This is a genomic window from Streptomyces sp. NPDC027663, assembly GCF_055566415.1.
This window is the reverse complement of record NZ_JBVHSK010000015.1, coordinates 31,568-51,389: the sequence shown is the minus strand read 5'-3', so window position 1 is coordinate 51,389 and position 19,822 is coordinate 31,568. Positions and strand designations below refer to the sequence as shown.

The following is a 19,822-nucleotide window of genomic DNA, read 5'->3' as shown; positions in this document are numbered from 1 at the left end:
AGGAAGAGCGAAAAGCCGTCCGGACATGCGACGACCCCCGCCGGGGGGGAGAGCGGGGGTCGTCCCCACGGCCGACTCGGGGGGGGAGGAGTCGGGCCGGGTTAGCACGGTCGCGAACGATCCGTGACTTCCATGGTGTACCCGAGAGCCCTCTCAGGCAAACCCACGCGCCCCACCTTACGCCGAATGGTGGGCGCCTATGCTCAAGGGCGTGGAAAACCACTCCTTGCCTCGCGCAGCAGCCTTCTTCGACCTGGACAAGACGGTCATTGCGAAGTCGAGCACGCTCACCTTCAGCAAGTCCTTCTACCAAGGCGGGCTGATCAACCGCAGGGCTGCGCTGCGTACCGCATATGCCCAGTTCGTCTTCCTGGCCGGCGGCCTGGACCACGACCAGATGGAGCGCATGCGCGAGTATCTGTCCGCACTGTGCCGCGGCTGGAACGTCCAGCAGGTGCGCGAGATCGTCGCCGAGACACTGCACGAGCTGATCGACCCGATCATCTACGACGAGGCCGCCTCCCTCATCGAGGAGCACCACACGGCCGGCCGGGACGTGGTGATCGTGTCCACCTCGGGCGCCGAGGTCGTCGAGCCGGTCGGCGAGCTGCTGGGCGCCGACCGAGTGGTGGCCACCCGCATGGTCGTCGGCGACGACGGCTGCTTCACCGGAGAGGTGGAGTACTACGCCTACGGCCCGACCAAGGCCGAGGCCATCCGGGAGCTGGCCGCGTCCGAGGGCTACGACCTCGGCCGCTGCTACGCCTACAGCGACTCGGCGACCGACCTGCCGATGCTCCGGACGGTCGGGCACCCGCACGCCGTGAACCCCGACCGCACGCTGCGCCGCGAGGCACTCGCGCGCGGGTGGCCGGTTCTCGAGTTCCGTCACCCGGTCCCGCTCAAAAAACGACTGCCCACCCTCTCCGTCCCGCCGCGCCCAGCACTGGTCGCGGCGGCGGCCATAGGAGCGGCGGCGGCGACCGCCGGCCTCGTCTGGTACGCCAGCAAGCGCCGCAGCACCGTCTGACCGGCGCCCGTTTCGACCCGTTTGCAGCCGAAAGTAAAGAAGTGCGGGCAGGGGTTCCGCTTGCCCCCTGCCCGCGGTACAAAGAACTTAGGCCCGCGAGACCAGAGGACATCCGAGAGGATCCCCTACCTACGCAAATGGCCCACGGACCCAGCATGAACATCGGGCACCCACGCGACGTCGACCCGTCGATTACGGGCCAGCCGCACCAGGTGACGGGCAAAGCATCCCGACCTGATGGGCAACATATCGAGGACGCCTGGTAACCGGGTGAACATGCCAGCGGCGGTACGAATACTCGTACCGCCGCAACCCGTTTGCGGGGCCCTTCCTCAGGCGGCGCCGCGCTGCAGGGCCTCGCACACCGCCGTCGACTCGCGCACGCCCAGCTCGATCGCCCGGCCGCAGTGCGCGATCCAGGCCGCCATGCCCTCAGGGGTGCCGGAGACGTATCCGTCCAGCGCGGCCAGGTAGGAGGCGCGGCCCAGTTCGGCGTGGCCGACCTCGGCCGGGCAGATCGCCTTGGGGTCCAGGCCGCTGCCGATCAGCACGATGCGCTCGGCGGCGCGCGCCACCAGGCCGTTATGGGACGCGAAGGGGCGCAGCGCCAGCAGCTCGCCGTGCACCACGGCGGCCGTCACCAGGGCGGGCGCGGAGGTGCCGGCGATGATCAGGTCCGCGAGGCCCTCCAGCCGGCCCGAGACCTCCTCGGCGCCCGGCAGCGGCAGCTCGACCAGCGGCTCGTCCACCGCCTCGCCCGCCTGACGCGGCCTGCCGATCTGCTCGTCCTTGCCCGCCGCCGCCACCAGATGCAGCCGGGCCAGCACCCGCAGAGGCGACTGACGCCAGATGGACAACAGCTGTCCCGCCTCGGCGGTGAGCCGCAGGGCCGCCCCCACGACGCGGGCCTCGGGGTCGACACTGAAGTCGGTGCGCCGCCGCACCTCCTCCAGGGCCCAGTCGGCGTCCGACAGCGCGGCCGAGCCACGGGCGCCGCGCAGGGCCGCCTCGGAGGTGATCGCGTTGCTGCGCCGGCGCATGATCCGGTGCCCGTAGACCCGGTCCACGGCCTTGCGCACGGACTCCACGGACTCGGCCACCCCGGGCAGCGAGCCCAGGGCCGCAAGGGGGTCCCCGCTGTTCGAGCTCGGGCGAGAGCTGTGGGGAGGCTCGGCGGTCGCGCCTGTCGTACTCATGAGTACGACCCTACGCATCCCGTCGGCCGACCCCACGAAGGAGTGGTCTTCTTCACTCTGGTGTGACACGTACAGCTATCACACCACTACCCTTGGTGAACATGAAAATTGCTTTCGTCGGGAAGGGCGGCAGTGGCAAGACCACGCTCTCCTCCCTCTTCATCCGCCACCTCGCGGCGGCCGGGGCCCCGGTGGTCGCCATCGACGCGGACATCAACCAGCACCTCGGCCCCGCCCTCGGCCTCCAGGAGGCGGAGGCCGCGGCGCTGCCCGCCATGGGCGAGCGACTGCCTCTGATCAAGGACTACCTGCGCGGCACCAACCCGCGCATCGCCTCCGCCGCGACGATGATCAAGACGACCCCGCCCGGCGAGGGCTCGCGGCTGGTGCAGGTGCGGGAGCCCAACCCGGTCTACGACGCCTGTGCGCGTCCGGTGGAACTCGACGGCGGCGCCGTCCGTTTGATGGTCACGGGCTCCTTCACGGACGCCGACCTGGGGGTCGCCTGCTACCACTCCAAGACCGGAGCGGTGGAGCTGTTCCTGAACCACCTCGTCGACGGCCCCGACGAGTACGTCGTGGTCGACATGACGGCCGGTTCGGACTCCTTCGCCTCCGGCATGTTCACCCGCTTCGACATGACGTTCCTCGTCGCCGAGCCGACCCGGAAGGGGGTCTCCGTCTATCGCCAGTACAAGGAGTACGCCCGCGACTTCGGCGTCGCCCTGAAGGTCGTCGGCAACAAGATCCAGGAACAGGACGACATCGACTTCCTGCGCGCGGAGGTGGGAGACGACCTGCTCGTGACGGTCGGGCGCTCGGACTGGGTGCGCGCCATGGAGAAGGGCCGCCCGCCCCGGTTCGATCTCCTGGAAGAGGCCAACGCCCAGGCTCTGCAGACCATGCGGGCCGCGGCGGACGCCACCCACGAGCGGCGCGACTGGGAGCGCTACACCCGCCAGATGGTGCACTTCCACCTGAAGAACGCCGAGTCCTGGGGCAACGAGCGCACCGGGGCCGACCTGGCGGCGCAGGTCGACCCCGGGTTCCTGCTCGGCGAGAGTGTCGCAACCCCCGCCTGACGCCTACGGCTTGCCCGCCGGCGCCCCGGGCACTCCCCTGGGCGCCGGTGCCGGGCGGCCGGACAGGAAGGACGCCCAGCCCTGCCGGGGTGCCTCGCCCACGTTCAGGGTGCGCAGCTTCGCCAGGACGTGCGGGTCCTGGGCGTCCAGCCAGTCGGCCAGCTGACGGAAGGAGACACAGCGCACGTCGGGCTTGCCGCAGACCTCCTTCACCACGTCTTCGACGGCACGCATGTAGGTGCCGCCGTTCCAGGACTCGAAGTGGTTGCCGATGATCAGGGGCGCACGGTTGCCGTCATAGGCCCGGTAGAAGCCCTTGAGGAGACCGTCGCGCATCTGGTCGCCCCAGTAGTCGAACATGTCGGGGTCGCCCTGGGTCTCGGTGCCGGACTGGTTGACCATGAAGTTGTAGTCCATGGTCAGCTGCTCATAGGTGTGGCCGGGGAACGGCACCAGTTGCATCGACAGATCCCACAGGCCTCGCTTCTTCTCGGGCCACACCTGGTCGTCGACCCCGCTGGAGTCGTAGCGGAAGCCCAGCTGCCGGGCGGCCTTCGTGAAGTTCTTCTGCCCTTCCAGGCAAGGGGTGCGGCCGCCGATCAGTTCCTTGTCGTAGTCGAAGGGCAGCGGAGCGGCCTGCAGCCCGGAGTTGGTCTTCCAGGACTTCACGAACTTCTTGGCCTGGGCGATCTCGCTCTTCCACTCGTCCACCGACCAGGTGCCGACCCCGCCGTCGGGCCCGCAGAAGTGGCCGTTGAAGTGGGTACCGATCTCGTCACCCTCCAGCCAGGCCTGCCGTACCTGCTCAAGAGTGTCGGCGATGCCCTCCTCGTCGTTGAAGCCGATGTCGGAGCGGCCCGGGGAGTGCTGCGGCGGCTTGTAGAGGTCACGTTTCTCCTCCGGCAGCATGTACACGCCGCTGAGGAAGTACGTCATGGTCGCGTGGTTCTCCCGGGAGACCTTGCGGAAGTGCGAGAACAGCCGCTGACTGTCCTCGCCCGCTCCGTCCCAGGAGAACACGACGAACTGCGGTGGTTTTTGACCGGGGTTCAGCCGCTCGGGGACGGGCAGATGCGGCTGGGAGCCGGTGTAGGCGGTCGATCCGTCGCCGATCGGCCGGAAGACACTCCCCGGCGCCGGTGCTCCCTGTTGCGGGCCGGACGCCCCTTCCTTGGTGCCGTCGGAGCCGGTCGAGCAACCGGCGAGCGACGCCGCACAGGCCGCGGCGACCATGGCGCCGACGGCGATCCTCTGGGTGGCGGCCATGTTCCGCCCACCTTCTTCCTTCTCTCAAGCAAGCACTGACGAGGGCCGTTTCAGGTGATGTGCCGGGCTTGTCCCGACAGCGCCGCCAAGGTCGCACGGGACCGAGAAGGAATTAGTACGACAAGCCGATGAAATGACCGCTTCACCCAGGAGGGCGACGTGCCTACCCATTTGCCCCGAAAAACTATGCTTTGCCTTTACTCTGGATTACGGTTCTTTTACCGAACGTGATCCATCCCGCCACTGCACGCCGTGACCCACGGCCGCGACCGAGCCCCGCCCCACCACCGCGGGTTCCACCCAGTCCGCGACCGCGCCGCCCCGGAGGAGACGGGAACATGTCCGCCTGCGCACCCCCGCACACCCACCCCCACCCGCCGCACACCCCCGCGCCGAAGACCGGCCGCTTTCCCGTCGAGGGCGCCGACCTGTCGGCGGCCGTCGCGGTCTTCCTGATCGCCCTCCCCCTCTCCCTCGGCATCGCCCTCGCCACCGGCGCCCCGCTCCAGGCAGGCCTCGTCGCGGCCGCGGTCGGCGGAATCGTCGCCGGCCGGCTCGGCGGCTGCCCCTTGCAGGTCAGCGGCCCCGCCGCCGGGCTGACCGTGGTCACCGCCGACCTGATCCACCGTTACGGCTGGCGGACCACCTGCGGCATCACGGTCCTCGCCGGTCTGGCCCAGCTCGGCCTCGGCTGTCTGCGGGTGGCGCGCGGTGCGCTGGCGGTCAGTCCGGCCGTGGTGCACGGCATGCTCGCCGGCATCGGCATCACCATCGCCGTGGCCCAGTTGCACATCGTCCTCGGCGGCAGCCCGGACAGCTCCGTCCTGGCCAACCTGCGTGCCCTGCCCGCCCAGTTGGCCGACCTGCACCCGGCCGCCGTGTCGATGAGCGCGCTGACCCTGGCCCTGCTGCTGGCCTGGCCCCGCCTGCCGGGCCGGGCGGGACGGCTGCTGCGCACCGTGCCGGCCGCGCTCGTCGCCGTCGCCGGGGCCACCGCGACCGCCGCCCTCGCCGGCCTGTCCCTGCCCCGGGTCGACCTGCCGTCCTGGCGCAGTCACGCCCTGGCCGGGCTGCCCGAGGGCCCCGTGTCCGGCGTCGTCGCCGCCGTGCTCACCACCACCCTGGTGTGCAGCGTCCAGTCGCTGCTCGGCGCGGTGGCCGTGGACAAGCTGCTCGCCGCCCGCCCCGGCCCGCAGTCCCGCGTCGGCCGCTCCGACCTGGACCGCGAGCTGCTGGGCCAGGGCGCCGCCAACATCGTGTCCGGGTCGCTCGGCGGGCTGCCGGTCGCGGGGGTGGCGGTGCGCAGTACCGCGAATGTGAATTCCGGTGCGGTGAGCCGGAACTCCACGATGCTGCACGGCGTTCTCGTAGTAGTCGCCGCGCTGCTGATGGTCCCGATCCTGGAGGAGATCCCGCTCGCCTCCCTCGCCGCCCTGGTGATGGCCGTCGGCATCCAGATGGTGTCCCTGCACCACATCCGCACGGTGACGCGCCACCGCGAAGTGCTGGTCTACGCCGCGACCACACTCGGTGTGGTGTTCCTCGGCGTCCTGGAGGGCGTGCTCCTCGGGGTCGCCGTGGCGGTCGCCGTCGCCCTGCACCGCCTCACCCGCACCCGTATCACTCACGAGGAGAAGGAAGGAGTCCATCATGTACGCGTCCGAGGCCAGCTGACCTTCCTCGCGGTGCCCCGGCTCAGCAGAGCCCTGCATCTCGTACCCCAAGGCGCCCACGCCGCCGTGGAGTTGGACGGGTCGTTCATGGACCACGCGGCGTACGAGTCACTGCAGGACTGGCGAAGCAGCCACACCGCGCGAGGAGGCACGGCCGAGCTGGCGGGCCGGCGCGGCGGAATCCGGACCGCCGGGCAGGTTCCCGCGGCCGAGTGCCGGTGCGGCCCCTGGACGCCCTGGCGCAACCACCAGTCCTGCTTCGCCGGCTCCCCCGACGCCCCCGCAGGACGGGAGGCGGCCCATGAACTGGCCCGCGGCATCAGCTCGTTCCAGCGGAACACGGCGCCGCTGGTACGGGAGGAACTGGCGCGGCTCGCCCGGGAGGGCCAGCGTCCGTCCCAGCTCTTCCTCACCTGCGCCGATTCCCGGCTCGTCACGTCGATGATCACCGCCAGTGGTCCCGGCGACCTGTTCGTCGTCCGCAACATCGGCAACCTGGTGCCGCCGGCAGGCGAGGAGCACGGCGACGACTCGGTGGCCGCCGCCATCGAATACGCGGTGGACGTGCTCGGGGTGCGCTCCATCACGGTGTGCGGTCACTCCGGGTGCGGGGCGATGCAGGCGCTGCTGACGAGCGGCGCCGGGCACGGGGGCGGCCCACTGCAGCGGTGGCTGCGGCACGGACTGCCGAGTCTGGCGCGGACGGGCTGCGACCACCACGGCCGGGCCCGGCTGGCCGGGCGGGAGCCCGCGGACGCGGTGGAGCGGCTGTGCCTGACCAACGTGGTCCAGCAGCTGGCACATCTGCGGAGCCACGGACCGGTCGAACGGGCACTGGCCGAGGGCGAACTGGAGCTGCACGGCATGTATTTCCACGTGGGCGAGGCACAGGCGTACCTGCTCGCGGAGACGGAAGGAGCAACGGTGTTCGAAAGCGTCACGGGGTCCGCGACCGGAAGCGCCCCGGAGGGCGTGGACGGAGGTGAGGAGGAGCGCGGAGGGGTGCGTGCAAGCGGTCCCAGACAGGTCTAAACCAATTTTTCGGCCGACCCTTGTCATCGGCCCCCCGCGTCTGATGAGCTGTGGCCTGGGACACAACGGACACCCTTGGAATGGGAGATGTCGTGAGCAACGAGAGCCTGGCCAACCTGCTCAAGGAAGAACGCAGGTTCGCGCCCCCCGCCGACCTGGCCGCGCACGCCAACGTCACCGCGGAGGCGTACGAACAGGCCAAGGCTGACAGGCTCGGCTTCTGGGCCGAGCAGGCCCGCCGGCTGACCTGGGCCAAGGAACCGACCGAGACGCTGGACTGGTCGAACCCGCCGTTCGCGAAGTGGTTCAAGGACGGCGAGCTGAACGTCGCGTACAACTGCGTGGACCGGCATGTGGAGGCCGGACACGGGGACCGCGTCGCCATCCACTTCGAGGGTGAGCCGGGCGACAGCCGCGCGATCACCTACGCGGAGCTGAAGGACGAGGTCTCCAAGGCCGCCAACGCGCTGCTGGAGCTGGGCGTGCAGAAGGGCGACCGGGTCGCCATCTACATGCCGATGATCCCGGAGACCGCGATCGCGATGCTGGCCTCGGCCCGTATCGGTGCCGCGCACTCGGTCGTCTTCGGCGGCTTCTCGGCGGACGCGCTCGCGACCCGCATCCAGGACGCGGACGCGAAGGTCGTCATCACCGCCGACGGCGGCTACCGGCGAGGCAAGCCGTCCGCGCTCAAGCCGGCCGTGGACGAGGCGGCCGAGAAGGCGGGCAACGTCGAGCACGTGCTCGTGGTGCGCCGGACCGGGCAGGAAGTGGTCTGGAACGGCGAGCGGGACGTGTGGTGGCACGAACTGGTCGGGCGCCAGTCGGCCGAGCACACCCCAGAGGCGTTCGAGGCGGAGCACCCGCTGTTCATCCTCTACACCTCCGGCACGACGGGGAAGCCGAAGGGCATCCTGCACACCTCCGGCGGCTACCTCACCCAGGCGGCCTACACCCACTGGGCGGTGTTCGACCTCAAGCCGGAGACGGACGTCTACTGGTGCACCGCCGACGTCGGCTGGGTCACCGGGCACTCGTACATCGTCTACGGCCCGCTGGCCAACGGCGCCACGCAGGTCATGTACGAGGGCACGCCGGACACCCCGCACCAGGGCCGGTTCTGGGAGATCGTGCAGAAGTACAAGGTCACGATCCTCTACACCGCGCCGACCGCGATCCGGACGTTCATGAAGTGGGGCGACGACATCCCCGCCAAGTTCGACCTGAGCAGCCTGCGTGTCCTGGGCTCGGTCGGCGAGCCGATCAACCCCGAGGCCTGGATCTGGTACCGGAAGCACATCGGCGCCGACCGGACACCCGTCGTGGACACCTGGTGGCAGACCGAGACCGGCGCCATGATGATCTCGCCGCTGCCCGGCGTCACCGAGGCGAAGCCCGGTTCGGCGCAGCGTTCACTGCCCGGCATCAGCGCGACCGTCGTCGACGACGAGGCGAACGAGGTGCCCGACGGCGGTGGCGGCTACCTGGTGCTGACCGAGCCGTGGCCGTCGATGCTGCGCACGATCTGGGGCGACGACCAGCGGTTCATCGACACGTACTGGTCCCGCTTCGAGGGCAAGTACTTCGCCGGTGACGGGGCGAAGAAGGACGACGACGGGGACATCTGGCTGCTGGGCCGGGTGGACGACGTGATGCTGGTCTCCGGGCACAACATCTCCACCACCGAGGTGGAGTCGGCGCTCGTCTCCCATCCGTCGGTCGCCGAGGCGGCCGTCGTCGGCGCCGCCGACGAGACCACCGGTCAGGCCATCGTCGCGTTCGTCATCCTGCGGGGCACGGCCTCGGAGGACGACGCGCTCATCGGCGATCTGCGCAACCACGTGGGCGCCACGCTCGGCCCGATCGCCAAGCCCAAGCGGATCCTGCCGGTGGCGGAGCTGCCGAAGACCCGCTCCGGCAAGATCATGCGCCGCCTGCTGCGCGATGTGGCCGAGAACCGCCGGCTCGGCGACGTCACGACGCTGACCGACTCCACGGTCATGGACTTCATCCAGGCCAAGCTCCCGGCCGCGCCCAGCGAGGACTGAATGCCTAGCGAGGACTGAGCGCTCCGACGGACTGAGCGCCCGGAAAGACTGAGCGGCATTCCAGGGGGCACCCGGCGAACGCGCCGGGTGCCCCGTCTGCGCCTACCGTGAGGTTCAGCGGATCCGGCCGACGCCCCTTTTAGGTAAACTAAGCAAAGCGTCCGTGACGCGATGACACAGGTGCGCCGGGAAGTCTGGTCGGCATGTGAGTTCCGCCTACCCGCCGGAGGTCTGCCGTGACCGCGCCCCGCACCCGCACAGCCGCCCGCAAGCTGCTGGGACGCCTGTCGCTGCCCGAGCGGACGTTCGTCGCGGACGCACTGCGCACCGAGACCATCGGCGGCGTCCTGCTGCTGCTCGCCGCCGTGGCGGCGCTGGTGTGGGCAAACGTTCCCGCCCTGCACGACAGCTACGCGAGCGTCAGCCACTTCTCTTTCGGCCCCGGCGCTCTCGGCCTGGACCTCTCCGTCGCCCACTGGGCCGCCGACGGCCTCCTCGCCGTGTTCTTCTTCGTTGCCGGCATCGAACTCAAACGCGAACTGGTCGCAGGCGACCTGAGCGACCCGAAGGCGGCCGTGCTGCCCGTCGTGGCGGCGCTGTGCGGGATGGCCGTACCGGCGCTCGTCTACACCCTGACCAGCCTCACCGGCGGCGGCTCCACCCAGGGCTGGGCGGTGCCCACCGCCACCGACATCGCCTTCGCGCTCGCCGTGCTCGCGGTCATCGGCACCTCGCTGCCCAGCGCCCTGCGTGCCTTCCTGCTCACCCTCGCCGTCGTCGACGACCTCTTCGCGATCCTGATCATCGCGGTCTTCTTCACCGACCGGCTGAACCTGGCCGCGCTCGGCGGAGCCGCCGCAGGCCTCGTGGTCTTCTGGCTGCTGCTGCGCAAGGGGGTGCGCGGCTGGTACGTGTACATACCGCTCGCCCTCGTCATCTGGGCCCTGATGTTCAACAGCGGTGTGCATGCCACCATCGCCGGCGTGGCGATGGGCCTGATGCTGCGCTGTACCACCCGGGAGGGCGAGGAGCACTCGCCGGGCGAGCACATCGAGCACCTGGTGCGGCCGCTGTCGGCCGGGCTCGCCGTACCGCTGTTCGCACTGTTCAGCGCCGGTGTGTCGATATCCGGCGGGGCACTCGCGGACGTCTTCACCACGCCGGAGACGCTCGGCGTCGTGCTCGGCCTCGTCGTGGGCAAGACGGCCGGCGTCTTCGGCGGCGCCTGGCTGGCGGTCCGCTTCACCCGTGCACAGCTCAGCGAGAAACTGGAGTGGGCCGACGTCTTCGCCGTGGCGTCGCTCGCCGGGATCGGCTTCACCGTCTCGCTGCTCATCGGCGAGCTGGCCTTCGCGGGCGACGCCGTGCTGACGGACGAGGTGAAGGCGGCCGTCCTCTCCGGGTCGCTGATCGCGGCGGTGTGTGCGACGGTCCTGCTGAAGCTACGCAACGTCAGATACCGCAAGCTGTGCGAGGAAGAGGAACGCGACGAGGACCTCGACGGCATCCCGGACGTCTACGAACAGGACGACCCCGCGTACCACCTGCGCATGGCCGAGATCCACGAGCGCAAGGCCGCCGAACACCGGCGTCTCGCCGCCGAGCGGGCGGCCGAAGCGCGCCACGGGCTTGCGGAAGTACCGGGCGGGGCAGGCGAGGAGGGCGACCGTCCGGCATGATCTGACGAGACGGTACAAAACAAGACGGCCGAACGAGCACCATGGCCGGACGGACGGCCACCCGGGTACGACGGCCGGACGGACGGCGGTGCGAGCACGCCGGCCGGACAAAGGGTCGTACGAGCGTCACGACTCACCAGAACAGCACATTTGCGGCACGAGAGACCTCTAAGGGAGAACGCGATGAGCGCACCCGACGGCAGCCCGGTCGGCGCCGAACGCAGCATCGGCCAGCTGTTCGCCTCGGCGACGACCGAATTGTCGGCGCTGGTGCACGACGAGATCGCACTGGCCAAGGCCCAGCTGAAGCAGGACGTGAAGCGCGGCGCGGCGAGCGGCGGCGCCTTCTCGCTGGCGGGCGCGGTGCTGGTGTTCTCCCTGCCGATGCTCAACTTCGCCCTGGCGTACGGCATCCGCACCTGGACCGGCTGGAACCTGGCGGTCTGCTTCCTGCTGTCGTTCGCGGCCAACGTGCTGGTCGCCGGAGTCCTCGGGCTCATCGGCGTGGCGTTCGCGAAGAAGACCAAGGAGAGCCAGGGCCCGCAGAAGGTGGCGGCCTCGATGAAGGAGTCGGCGAACGTCCTGCAGAACGCCAAGCCGCATCCGCGCCCGGAGCTGCCCGAGGACCGCGGCCCCGCGGCCATCGAGGCTGTGGCACGCTCGTCGTCATGACGGACCCAGCCGCACTTTCGCCCGTCCGGATCGACCTGCCGGACGGGAAGCCGGTCACGCACCGGGATGTCGCCGCCAACGGCGCTCGCTTCCACATCGCCGAACTCGGCGACGGCCCCCTGGTGCTGCTGCTGCACGGGTTTCCGCAGTTCTGGTGGACCTGGCGGCACCAGCTGACCGCGCTCGCCGACGCGGGCTACCGGGCGGTGGCGATGGACCTGCGGGGCGTCGGCGGCAGCGACCGCACGCCCCGCGGGTACGACCCCGCCAACCTCGCGCTGGACGTCACCGGTGTGATCCGTTCGCTGGGCGAGCCGGACGCCGCGCTGGTCGGGCACGACCTCGGCGGCTATCTGGCGTGGACGGCGGCGGCCATGCGGCCCAAGCTCGTCCGGCGCCTCGCCGTGGTGTCGATGCCTCACCCGCGGCGCTGGCGCGCGGCGATGCTCAGGGACGCCCGCCAGACCGCCGCCAACTCCTACATCTGGGGCTTCCAGCGGCCGTGGCTGCCGGAGCGTCAACTGACCGCGGACGACGGTGCGCTGGTGGGCCGGCTGATCCGGGACTGGTCCGGGCCGCGGCTGCCCGAGGACACGGCCGTGGAGGCGTACCAGCGGGCCATGTGCATCCCGTCCACCGCACATTGCGCGATCGAGCCGTACCGCTGGCTGGTGCGCTCGCTTGCGCGCCCGGACGGCGTGCAGTTCTACCGCAGGATGAAGCGTCCGGTGCGGGTGCCGACGCTGCACCTGCACGGCTCGCTGGACCCGGTCACCCGCACGCGCAGCGCGGCCGGTTCGGGCGAGTACGTCGAAGCGCCGTACCGCTGGCGGCTGTTCGACGGTCTCGGTCACTTCCCGCACGAGGAGGACCCGGCGGTCTTCTCCACGGAGCTGATCAACTGGCTGAAGGATCCCGAGCCGGACCGGTGACCATGCGATGAGCACCACCCGGACGTGTGACCGTACGGTGACGGATCGAAGCGTGGAGCACCCGGTTCCTGAACACTTGTCCCCCGAACGGCCACATGCCCGCCGCATAGGCCAATTGGGGGGCGCGCAGGCGGTTATCGACCTTGGGGCGGGGGCACACGTCGGGGTATGGGCTGGACGCACGACTACAGTGACGCACCCCGCAACCGCCGCTCGGCCTCGAGCCTGAGCACGCCTCAGCGAGGCACCCCGCAGCTCGCGGAAGCGGACCTGCGGGTGGGAATTCCGCGCATCCTGCGCCGCCGGGCCCGCTGGGTCTCGGTACGCCTGCGTCATCCGCGCGGCTGAGCGCCGCGGCACACGCCACCGCGGCCGGACACCTCCGCGCACGCCACAGCGGCCGGGCACACCAGCACGCGTCACAACGGCCGGGCACCCCCGCGCACCTTGCAGCGGCCGGGCACGCCCGCGCGCACTACAGGGCGCAGCTGTCCGTGCCCACCTGCTCGTTCGCCGTACGCCCCTTGTCGATGTCGGGCCGGATCTCGTCCGCCGTCAGCGCGTAGCCGGTGTCCGCGTCGTCGAGCGACTTGGCGAACACCACGCCGTACACCTTGCCGTCCGGGGTGAGCAGCGGGCCGCCGGAGTTGCCCTGGCGGACGGTCGCGTACAGGGAGTAGACGTCGCGGCGGACCGTGCTGCGGTGGTAGATGTCCGGGCCGTTGGCCACGATGCGGCCACGTACCCGGGCGGCGCGCACGTCGTACGAGCCGTTCTCCGGGAAGCCCGCGACGATCGCGCCGTCGCCGCCGGTCGCGTCCTGGCCGGTGAACCTCAGGGCGTTGGCCTTCAGGTCCGGTACGTCGAGTACGGCGATGTCGCGCTTCCAGTCGTAGAGGACGACCTTCGCGGCGTACTTGCGGCCCTCCCCGCCTATCTGCACGCTCGGCGCGTCGACGCCACCGACCACGTGCGCGTTGGTCATCACCCGGCGGTCGGCGAAGACGAAGCCGGTGCCCTCCAGGACCTTGCCGCAGCTCTGGGCGGTGCCGGTGACCTTGACGATGGAGCGCTGGGCGCGGACGGCGACCGCGCTGCGCGCGAGGGCCGGGTCCGGCGGCCGGACGTCCTTGATCGGCTCGTTGGAGAACGGGCTGAAGACCTGCGGGAAACCGTTCTGCGCAAGCACCGAGGAGAAGTCCGCGAACCAGGTGTCGGCCTGGGCGGGCAGCGCTCGGGACACCCCGAGGAGCACCTTGGAGCCGCGGACCTCCTTGCCGAGGGTCGGCAGGGTGGTGCCGGCCAGGGCGGAGCCGATCAGCCAGGCGACCAGCAGCATCGCGACGACGTTGACCAGCGCGCCGCCGGTGGCGTCCAGGGCGCGGGCCGGGGACCAGGTGATGTGCCGGCGCAGCTTGTTGCCGAGGTGGGTGGTCAGGGCCTGGCCCACGGAGGCGCAGACGATGACGACGACCACGGCCACGACGGCAGCGGTGGTGCCGACCTCCGCCTTGCCGGTCATGGCGTCCCAGATCACGGGCAGCGTGTACACGGCGACGAGACCGCCGCCCAGGAACCCGATCACCGACAGGATGCCGACGACGAAGCCCTGGCGATAGCCCACCACCGCAAACCACACGGCCGCGACCAGCAACAGGATGTCCAGCACGTTCACCGCTTCAGGCCTCGCCTACTCACTCCGGTCCCCCGCGGCCCCGCCGGGGGGTGCGGGGGTTCGTCCCCCGGACAACACGCACGGGGATCACCCTGTCATGCGTGCCAGTCGAGCGGGACCTGCTTCCGGCGGTCCCAGGGGCGCTCCCAGCCCGCGAAGTGGAGCAGGCGGTCGATCACTCCGGCCGTAAAGCCCCAGACCAGGGCCGATTCGACCAGAAATGCCGGACCCCGGTGGCCGCTGGGGTGCACGGCGGTGGCGCGGTTGGCGGGGTCCGTGAGATCCGCCACGGGGACGGTGAAGACCCGCGCGGTCTCGTTCGGGTCGACCACCCCGACCGGACTCGGTCTGCGCCACCAGCCCAGCACGGGGGAGACGACGAAGCCGCTGACCGGGATGTAGAGCCGGGGCAGCACGCCGAAGAGCTGCACGCCGGAGGGGTCGAGCCCGGTCTCCTCCTCGGCCTCGCGCAGCGCGGCCCGCAGCGGGCCGTCGCCCTGCGGATCGCCGTCCTCCGGGTCGAGCGCGCCGCCAGGGAAGGACGGCTGCCCGGCGTGCGAGCGCAGGGAGCCCGCGCGCTCCATGAGCAGCAGCTCGGGGCCGCGCGCGCCCTCGCCGAACAGGATGAGCACGGCGGACTGCCGCCCCGAACCGTTCTCCGGCGGCAGGAAGCGGCTCAGCTGGAGCGGCTGGACCGTCTCGGCGGCGCCCGCGACGGGCTCCAGCCACTCCGGCAGCCCTTCTTTGCTGAGCGCCACCGGACCGCCCTGTGTGTCACTGGCCCTCGTCATCGCCACCCCCGTCGCTCTGCCCTCTCCAACGCCTGGGAACCCCGAGATCGTTCCGTCACGCGGCCCCCAGTGGCGGTGCCGCCTTGCCGCCTGCGTCGAGGTAGGCCTGCGGGGGCTTCAGGCGCTGCCCCGGGAAGCCGCCCTTCTCGTACTTCAGCAGCTTCTTCGCCTTCTCCGGGTCGGTCTCGCCCTCGCCGTAGGCCGGGCAGAGCGGGGCGATGGGGCAGGCGCCGCAGGCGGGCTTGCGGGCATGGCAGATCCGGCGGCCGTGCCAGATCACGTGGTGGGAGAGGTCGGTCCAGTCGCTCTTCGGGAACAGCGCGCCGATGGCGGCCTCGATCCGGTCGGGGTCGGTCTCGCCGGTCCACTTCCAGCGCCGGACCAGCCGCTGGAAGTGCGTGTCCACGGTGATCCCGGGCCGGCCGAAGGCGTTGCCGAGGACGACGAAGGCCGTCTTGCGGCCGACGCCGGGCAGCTTGACGAGGTCCTCGAGCCTGCCGGGCACCTCGCCGCCGAAGTCCTCGGCGAGGGCCTTGGACAGCCCTATGACCGACTTGGTCTTGGCCCGGAAGAAGCCGCAGGGCCGCAGGATCTCCTCGACCTCCTCCGGATCGGCGGCGGCGAGGTCCTCGGGGGCGGGGTACCTGGCGAAGAGCGCCGGGGTGGTCTGGTTGACGCGCAGGTCGGTGGTCTGGGCCGACAGCACGGTGGCGACCAGCAGCTGGAAGGGGTTCTCGAAGTCCAGCTCGGGGTGGGCGTACGGGTACACCTCCGCCAGCTCGCGGTTGATGCGGCGGGCGCGGCGGACCAGGGCGGTACGGGACTCGCCGGTGGGGGGCTCGACGGCGATCTTCTCGACCGGAGCCGCCTTCTTGCCGGGCGTGGCCTTCTTGCCGGGCGTGGCCTTCTTGGCGGGCGTGGCCTTGCCGGGCACGGTCTTCTTGGCGGCGGCCTTGGCGGGCACGGCCTTCCTGCCGACCGCCTCGGCGGGTGCCGCCTTCTTGCCGACCGCTGCTGCGGGCGCGGACTTCTCGGTGACCGCCTTGCCGGGCGCAGCCTTCTTCACGGCAGCGGCAGTCTTTTTAGCCGATTTGCCCGTATTATTACTTCCTCCAGCAAAGTGTTCGCCCACAGCGGAATCGCGACGTACAACCACCCGCCCAGCCCCCTTGGCCTGTGCTCTCACCGGCGTTTTGGACACCCGGCCAGCCTAGAGCCAGGCACCCGCATCCGCCCCGGACCCGGGATACCGGCCCCCGATTGGACCCCTGACGCTTACCCCGGGACACCTGTGCGGCATCCTTGTGACAGATCACACTGTTTGGACCGTCCGGCAAAACGGGGAACACGGTCCCTTGGCACACCGGGGGAGCAAGATCCCCTGAGCAGGTCGACAAGGAGAGAACTCGTGGACGACGTTCTGCGGCGCAACCCGCTCTTCGCGGCTCTCGACGACGAGCAGGCCGCGGAGCTTCGCGCCTCCATGGGTGAGGTGACCCTCGCACGCGGCGATTCCCTGTTCCACGAGGGCGACCCCGGCGACCGGCTGTACGTCGTCACCGAGGGCAAGGTCAAGCTGCACCGCACCTCGCCCGACGGACGCGAGAACATGCTCGCCGTCGTCGGCCCCGGCGAGCTGATCGGCGAACTGTCGCTGTTCGACCCGGGCCCCCGTACGGCCACCGCGACCGCGCTGACCGAGGTCAAGCTGCTCGCCCTGGGCCACGGCGACCTCCAGCCCTGGCTCAACGCCCGCCCCGAGGTGGCCGGCGCTCTGCTGCGCGCTGTGGCCCGCCGTCTGCGCAAGACCAACGACGCCATGTCCGACCTGGTCTTCTCCGACGTCCCGGGCCGCGTGGCGCGGGCGCTGCTGGACCTCTCGCGCCGCTTCGGCGTGCAGTCCGAAGAGGGCATCCACGTCGTCCACGACCTCACGCAGGAGGAGCTGGCCCAGCTGGTCGGCGCCTCTCGCGAGACCGTGAACAAGGCGCTCGCGGACTTCGCCCAGCGCGGGTGGCTCCGCCTGGAGGCGCGGGCCGTGATCCTGCTGGACGTGGAGCGGCTGGCCAAGAGGTCGCGCTGACCCACCCTGGGGGCTCGCGCCCCCGAGAGCCCCGCTCCGGCCTCGCCTCGCGACGCCGGACGGGGCGTTCCTGTGCCTCCCGGCGTGAGGTCCGCGCACGCCGCCCGGACTAGATCAGCCCGTGCTCGCTGAGGTAGTCGAGCTGGGCCCGTACCGACAGTTCCGCCGCCGGCCACAGGGAGCGGTCCACGTCGGCATAGACGTGGGCGACGACCTCGGCGGGGGTGCGGTGGCCGTTCTCGACCGCGGTCTCCACCTGGGCGAGCCGGTGGGCGCGGTGGGCGAGGTAGAACTCGACGGCTCCCTGGGCGTCCTCCAGGACCGGGCCGTGACCCGGCAGGACGGTGTGCACGCCGTCGTCGACGGTGAGGGACCTCAGGCGGCGCAGGGAGTCCAGATAGTCCCCGAGGCGGCCGTCGGGATGCGCCACGACCGTCGTACCGCGGCCCAGGACGGTGTCGCCGGTCAGCACCGCCCGGTCGGCCGGGAGATGGAAGGACAGCGAGTCCGCGGTGTGCCCCGGCGTCGGTACGACCCGCAGTTCCAGGCCGCCGACGGAGACGACGTCCCCGGCGGCCAGTCCCTCGTCGCCGAGCCGCAGCGCCGGGTCGAGGGCACGCACGCGCGTACCGGTCAGTTCGGCGAACCGGGCGGCGCCCTCGGCGTGGTCCGGGTGGCCGTGGGTGAGCAGGGTCAGGGCTATGCGCTTGCCGGCCTTCTCGGCCGTGTCCACCACGTTGCGCAGATGGCCGTCGTCCAGTGGGCCCGGGTCGATCACCACGGCCAGGGCGGAGTCGGGCTCGGCGACGATCCAGGTGTTGGTGCCGTCCAGGGTCATCACGGAGGCGTTGGGCGCGAGGACGTTGACGGCCCGTTCGGTGGCCGGGCCCGAGAGGACTCCGCCCCGGGGCTGGCCCGGCAGGGCAGCTGCGTCGGTCATGCGGGGCCTCCCCCAGTCGTCCCGGCAGTCGTCCCGGCAGTCGTCCGGGCGATCCTCTCCTCGGTCGTCCCCGCAGTCGTCTCCGTGACCGTCTCCCCGGCCGTCCCCGCAGTCGTCCCCGCGGTCGGGACGTGCTTGGTGAACTCGTCGTGCCCCGGCCAGGACAGGACGATCTCGCCGTCCTGGAGGTGGGCGCGGGCCAGCACCGGCGTCATGTCGCGCGCGGGCGCGGCGGCCAGCGCGTCGGCGGCGGTGGCGTACGGCAGCAGCTGGCGCAGGGTGGCGACCGTGGGCGGCATCATCAGCAGCTCGCCCTTGTCGTAGCCGGCAGCGGCCTCCCCGGGGCGGATCCACACCGTTCGGTCGGCCTCCGTGGAAGCGTTTCTGGTGCGCTGTCCCTCGGGAAGGGCGGCCACGAAGAACCAGGTGTCGTAGCGGCGGGCCTCGAACTCCGGGGTGATCCAGCGGGTCCAGGCGCCCAGCAGGTCCGAGCGCAGCACCAGGCCGCGCCGGTCCAGGAACTCGGCGAAGGACAGCTCGCGCGCGACCAGGGCGGCGCGCTCGGCCTCCCAGTCGTCACCGGTGGTGTCGCCGACGACCGACTCCGGGTCCGGCCCGGCGAGCAGCACGCCCGCCTCCTCGTACGTCTCCCGCACGGCGGCGCAGACGATCGCCTGGGCGCCCGCCTCGTCGACGCCGAGCCGCTGCGCCCACCACGCGCGCGTGGGGCCGGTCCAGCGGACCTGGCGGTCGTCGTCCCGGGGGTCGACACCGCCCCCCGGGTACGCGTATGCGCCTCCGGCGAAGGCCATGGAGGCGCGTCTGCGCAGCATGTGGACGACCGGACCGGAGGGGGTGTCCTTCAGGAGCAGCACCGTGGCCGCACGCCGAGGGGACACCGGGGTGAGAGTGCCGTCCGCGAGCGCGCGGATGCGGTCCGGCCACTCCGGGGGGTACCACTGACCGTTCGCCATGGCCGGAGGCTATCCCGTGTAGGGCGAATGTTCGAGAGGTACCGAGGTCAGGGCCCCGGCGGGGGCTACTGGGCCAGCTCGACCTGGATCTCGACCTCGACCGGGGCGTCCAGCGGCAGCACCGCGACGCCGACCGCGCTGCGGGCGTGCACGCCCTTGTCGCCGAGAACCTCGCCGAGCAGCTCGCTGGCGCCGTTGACGACGCCCGGCTGCCCGGTGAAGTCGGACGCCGAGGCGACGAAGCCGACGACCTTCACCACGCGCGCGATGCGGTCCAGGTCACCGACGACGGACTTCACGGCGGCCAGGGCGTTCAGCGCGCAGGTGCGGGCCAGCTCCTTGGCCTCCTCCGGCGTGACCTCGGCGCCCACCTTGCCGGTGACCGGCAGCTTGCCCTCCACCATCGGCAGCTGGCCGGCGGTGTAGACGTACACACCGGACTGCACGGCCGGCTGGTACGAGGCCAGCGGCGGTACGACCTCCGGCAGGGTCAGGCCCAGTTCGGCCAGCCTGGTCTCGACCGCGCTCACGCCTGCTTCTCCCGCTTCAGGTAGGCCACCAGCTGCTCGGGGTTGTTGGGCCCGGGCACGACCTGGACGAGCTCCCAGCCGTCCTCGCCCCAGGTGTCCAGAATCTGCTTCGTGGCATGGACGAGCAGCGGCACGGTTGCGTATTCCCACTTGGTCATGAGCCGACTGTAGCTGCTGTGACGCACGGTACAGGTGGCCGACTACGACCGGTGTTATCCA

General features: G+C 71.1%; 18 protein-coding genes. 9 read left to right on the top strand and 9 right to left on the bottom strand.

Annotation, left to right across the window (positions count from 1 at the left end; genetic code table 11):
• Window positions 1–199: 199 nt before the first annotated feature.
• Window positions 200–1,030: an HAD family hydrolase gene (locus ACZ4SF_RS30645; protein WP_468390676.1), complete on the top strand. Its 831-nt coding sequence runs from the start codon at window positions 200–202 to the stop codon at window positions 1,028–1,030.
• 332 nt (window positions 1,031–1,362) lie between these two features.
• Here ACZ4SF_RS30645 and ACZ4SF_RS30640 read toward each other — a convergent pair whose 3' ends face one another.
• Window positions 1,363–2,226, bottom strand: coding sequence for a Fic family protein (locus tag ACZ4SF_RS30640; protein WP_468390673.1), 864 nt, complete (start codon window positions 2,224–2,226; stop codon window positions 1,363–1,365).
• 101 nt (window positions 2,227–2,327) lie between these two features.
• Here ACZ4SF_RS30640 and ACZ4SF_RS30635 point away from each other — a divergent pair, with 101 nt between their 5' ends.
• The gene (locus ACZ4SF_RS30635) at window positions 2,328–3,308 is read left to right on the top strand and encodes an ATP-binding protein (protein WP_468390670.1); all 981 of its coding nucleotides are present in this window, start codon (window positions 2,328–2,330) and stop codon (window positions 3,306–3,308) included.
• 3 nt (window positions 3,309–3,311) lie between these two features.
• On the opposite strand, the gene ACZ4SF_RS30630 is transcribed toward ACZ4SF_RS30635, so the two are convergent.
• Window positions 3,312–4,574: a polysaccharide deacetylase family protein gene (locus ACZ4SF_RS30630; RefSeq protein WP_468390667.1), complete on the bottom strand. Its 1,263-nt coding sequence runs from the start codon at window positions 4,572–4,574 to the stop codon at window positions 3,312–3,314.
• Window positions 4,575–4,912: 338 nt separating this feature from the next.
• On the opposite strand from ACZ4SF_RS30630, the gene ACZ4SF_RS30625 reads away from it, so the two are divergent.
• From ACZ4SF_RS30625 to ACZ4SF_RS30600, 6 genes are all read left to right on the top strand, one after another.
• Entirely contained in the window at window positions 4,913–7,279 is a 2,367-nt protein-coding gene (locus tag ACZ4SF_RS30625; RefSeq protein ID WP_468390664.1) for a SulP family inorganic anion transporter, read from the top strand.
• A 92-nt stretch (window positions 7,280–7,371) separates the two neighbouring features.
• Window positions 7,372–9,327: an acetate--CoA ligase gene (acs, locus tag ACZ4SF_RS30620; RefSeq protein WP_468390661.1), complete on the top strand. Its 1,956-nt coding sequence runs from the start codon at window positions 7,372–7,374 to the stop codon at window positions 9,325–9,327.
• A 236-nt stretch (window positions 9,328–9,563) separates the two neighbouring features.
• Window positions 9,564–11,006 carry a Na+/H+ antiporter NhaA gene (gene nhaA / locus ACZ4SF_RS30615; RefSeq protein WP_468390658.1) on the top strand — a complete coding sequence of 481 codons (1,443 nt, stop codon included), beginning with the start codon at window positions 9,564–9,566 and terminating at the stop codon, window positions 11,004–11,006.
• 183 nt (window positions 11,007–11,189) lie between these two features.
• The gene (locus ACZ4SF_RS30610; RefSeq protein ID WP_468390655.1) at window positions 11,190–11,678 is read left to right on the top strand and encodes a phage holin family protein; all 489 of its coding nucleotides are present in this window, start codon (window positions 11,190–11,192) and stop codon (window positions 11,676–11,678) included.
• Window positions 11,675–12,610 (top strand): alpha/beta fold hydrolase, encoded by a 936-nt coding sequence (locus ACZ4SF_RS30605; protein WP_468390652.1) that lies wholly within the window; start codon window positions 11,675–11,677, stop codon window positions 12,608–12,610. The genes ACZ4SF_RS30610 and ACZ4SF_RS30605 overlap by 4 nt, the downstream gene beginning before the upstream one ends.
• 168 nt (window positions 12,611–12,778) lie before the next feature.
• Window positions 12,779–12,958, top strand: coding sequence for a hypothetical protein (locus tag ACZ4SF_RS30600; protein ID WP_468390650.1), 180 nt, complete (start codon window positions 12,779–12,781; stop codon window positions 12,956–12,958).
• 127 nt (window positions 12,959–13,085) lie between these two features.
• On the opposite strand, the gene ACZ4SF_RS30595 is transcribed toward ACZ4SF_RS30600, so the two are convergent.
• The 3 genes from ACZ4SF_RS30595 to nth form a co-directional block, all read right to left on the bottom strand.
• Window positions 13,086–14,285 carry a MarP family serine protease gene (locus tag ACZ4SF_RS30595; protein WP_468390647.1) on the bottom strand — a complete coding sequence of 400 codons (1,200 nt, stop codon included), beginning with the start codon at window positions 14,283–14,285 and terminating at the stop codon, window positions 13,086–13,088.
• 95 nt (window positions 14,286–14,380) lie between these two features.
• On the bottom strand, window positions 14,381–15,076 hold the full coding sequence (locus tag ACZ4SF_RS30590) for an NUDIX hydrolase (RefSeq protein ID WP_468390644.1): 696 nt from the start codon (window positions 15,074–15,076) through the stop codon (window positions 14,381–14,383).
• A gap of 55 nt (window positions 15,077–15,131) precedes the next feature.
• Complete coding sequence (gene nth, locus ACZ4SF_RS30585; RefSeq protein ID WP_468390641.1) at window positions 15,132–16,142, bottom strand: endonuclease III; 1,011 nt, start codon at window positions 16,140–16,142, stop codon at window positions 15,132–15,134.
• A 342-nt stretch (window positions 16,143–16,484) separates the two neighbouring features.
• Here nth and ACZ4SF_RS30580 point away from each other — a divergent pair, with 342 nt between their 5' ends.
• Window positions 16,485–17,159, top strand: a complete 675-nt coding sequence (locus tag ACZ4SF_RS30580; protein ID WP_201841107.1) for a Crp/Fnr family transcriptional regulator — start codon at window positions 16,485–16,487, stop codon at window positions 17,157–17,159.
• A gap of 109 nt (window positions 17,160–17,268) precedes the next feature.
• On the opposite strand, the gene ACZ4SF_RS30575 is transcribed toward ACZ4SF_RS30580, so the two are convergent.
• The 4 genes from ACZ4SF_RS30575 to ACZ4SF_RS30560 all read right to left on the bottom strand — a co-directional run bounded on the left by ACZ4SF_RS30575 (window position 17,269) and on the right by ACZ4SF_RS30560 (window position 19,761).
• Window positions 17,269–18,099: an MBL fold metallo-hydrolase gene (locus ACZ4SF_RS30575; RefSeq protein ID WP_468390637.1), complete on the bottom strand. Its 831-nt coding sequence runs from the start codon at window positions 18,097–18,099 to the stop codon at window positions 17,269–17,271.
• Window positions 18,096–19,073, bottom strand: a complete 978-nt coding sequence (locus tag ACZ4SF_RS30570; protein WP_468390634.1) for an NUDIX hydrolase — start codon at window positions 19,071–19,073, stop codon at window positions 18,096–18,098. The genes ACZ4SF_RS30575 and ACZ4SF_RS30570 overlap by 4 nt, the downstream gene beginning before the upstream one ends.
• Window positions 19,074–19,138: 65 nt before the next feature.
• Window positions 19,139–19,603, bottom strand: coding sequence for a RidA family protein (locus ACZ4SF_RS30565; protein WP_468390631.1), 465 nt, complete (start codon window positions 19,601–19,603; stop codon window positions 19,139–19,141).
• Window positions 19,600–19,761: a DUF4177 domain-containing protein gene (locus ACZ4SF_RS30560; RefSeq protein ID WP_003975360.1), complete on the bottom strand. Its 162-nt coding sequence runs from the start codon at window positions 19,759–19,761 to the stop codon at window positions 19,600–19,602. Before ACZ4SF_RS30560 ends, ACZ4SF_RS30565 begins: the two co-directional genes overlap by 4 nt.
• Between the last annotated feature and the right edge of the window lie 61 nt (window positions 19,762–19,822).

Coding starts and splice junctions, on each gene's coding strand:
- ACZ4SF_RS30645 (WP_468390676.1), top strand. CDS start 200: ATGCTCAAGGGCGTGGAAAACCACTCCTTGCCTCGCGCAGCAGCCTTC.
- ACZ4SF_RS30640 (WP_468390673.1), bottom strand. CDS start 2,226: ATGAGTACGACAGGCGCGACCGCCGAGCCTCCCCACAGCTCTCGCCCG.
- ACZ4SF_RS30635 (WP_468390670.1), top strand. CDS start 2,328: ATGAAAATTGCTTTCGTCGGGAAGGGCGGCAGTGGCAAGACCACGCTC.
- ACZ4SF_RS30630 (WP_468390667.1), bottom strand. CDS start 4,574: ATGGCCGCCACCCAGAGGATCGCCGTCGGCGCCATGGTCGCCGCGGCC.
- ACZ4SF_RS30625 (WP_468390664.1), top strand. CDS start 4,913: ATGTCCGCCTGCGCACCCCCGCACACCCACCCCCACCCGCCGCACACC.
- ACZ4SF_RS30610 (WP_468390655.1), top strand. CDS start 11,190: ATGAGCGCACCCGACGGCAGCCCGGTCGGCGCCGAACGCAGCATCGGC.
- ACZ4SF_RS30605 (WP_468390652.1), top strand. CDS start 11,675: ATGACGGACCCAGCCGCACTTTCGCCCGTCCGGATCGACCTGCCGGAC.
- ACZ4SF_RS30600 (WP_468390650.1), top strand. CDS start 12,779: ATGGGCTGGACGCACGACTACAGTGACGCACCCCGCAACCGCCGCTCG.
- ACZ4SF_RS30590 (WP_468390644.1), bottom strand. CDS start 15,076: ATGACGAGGGCCAGTGACACACAGGGCGGTCCGGTGGCGCTCAGCAAA.
- ACZ4SF_RS30575 (WP_468390637.1), bottom strand. CDS start 18,099: ATGACCGACGCAGCTGCCCTGCCGGGCCAGCCCCGGGGCGGAGTCCTC.
- ACZ4SF_RS30570 (WP_468390634.1), bottom strand. CDS start 19,073: ATGGCGAACGGTCAGTGGTACCCCCCGGAGTGGCCGGACCGCATCCGC.
- ACZ4SF_RS30560 (WP_003975360.1), bottom strand. CDS start 19,761: ATGACCAAGTGGGAATACGCAACCGTGCCGCTGCTCGTCCATGCCACG.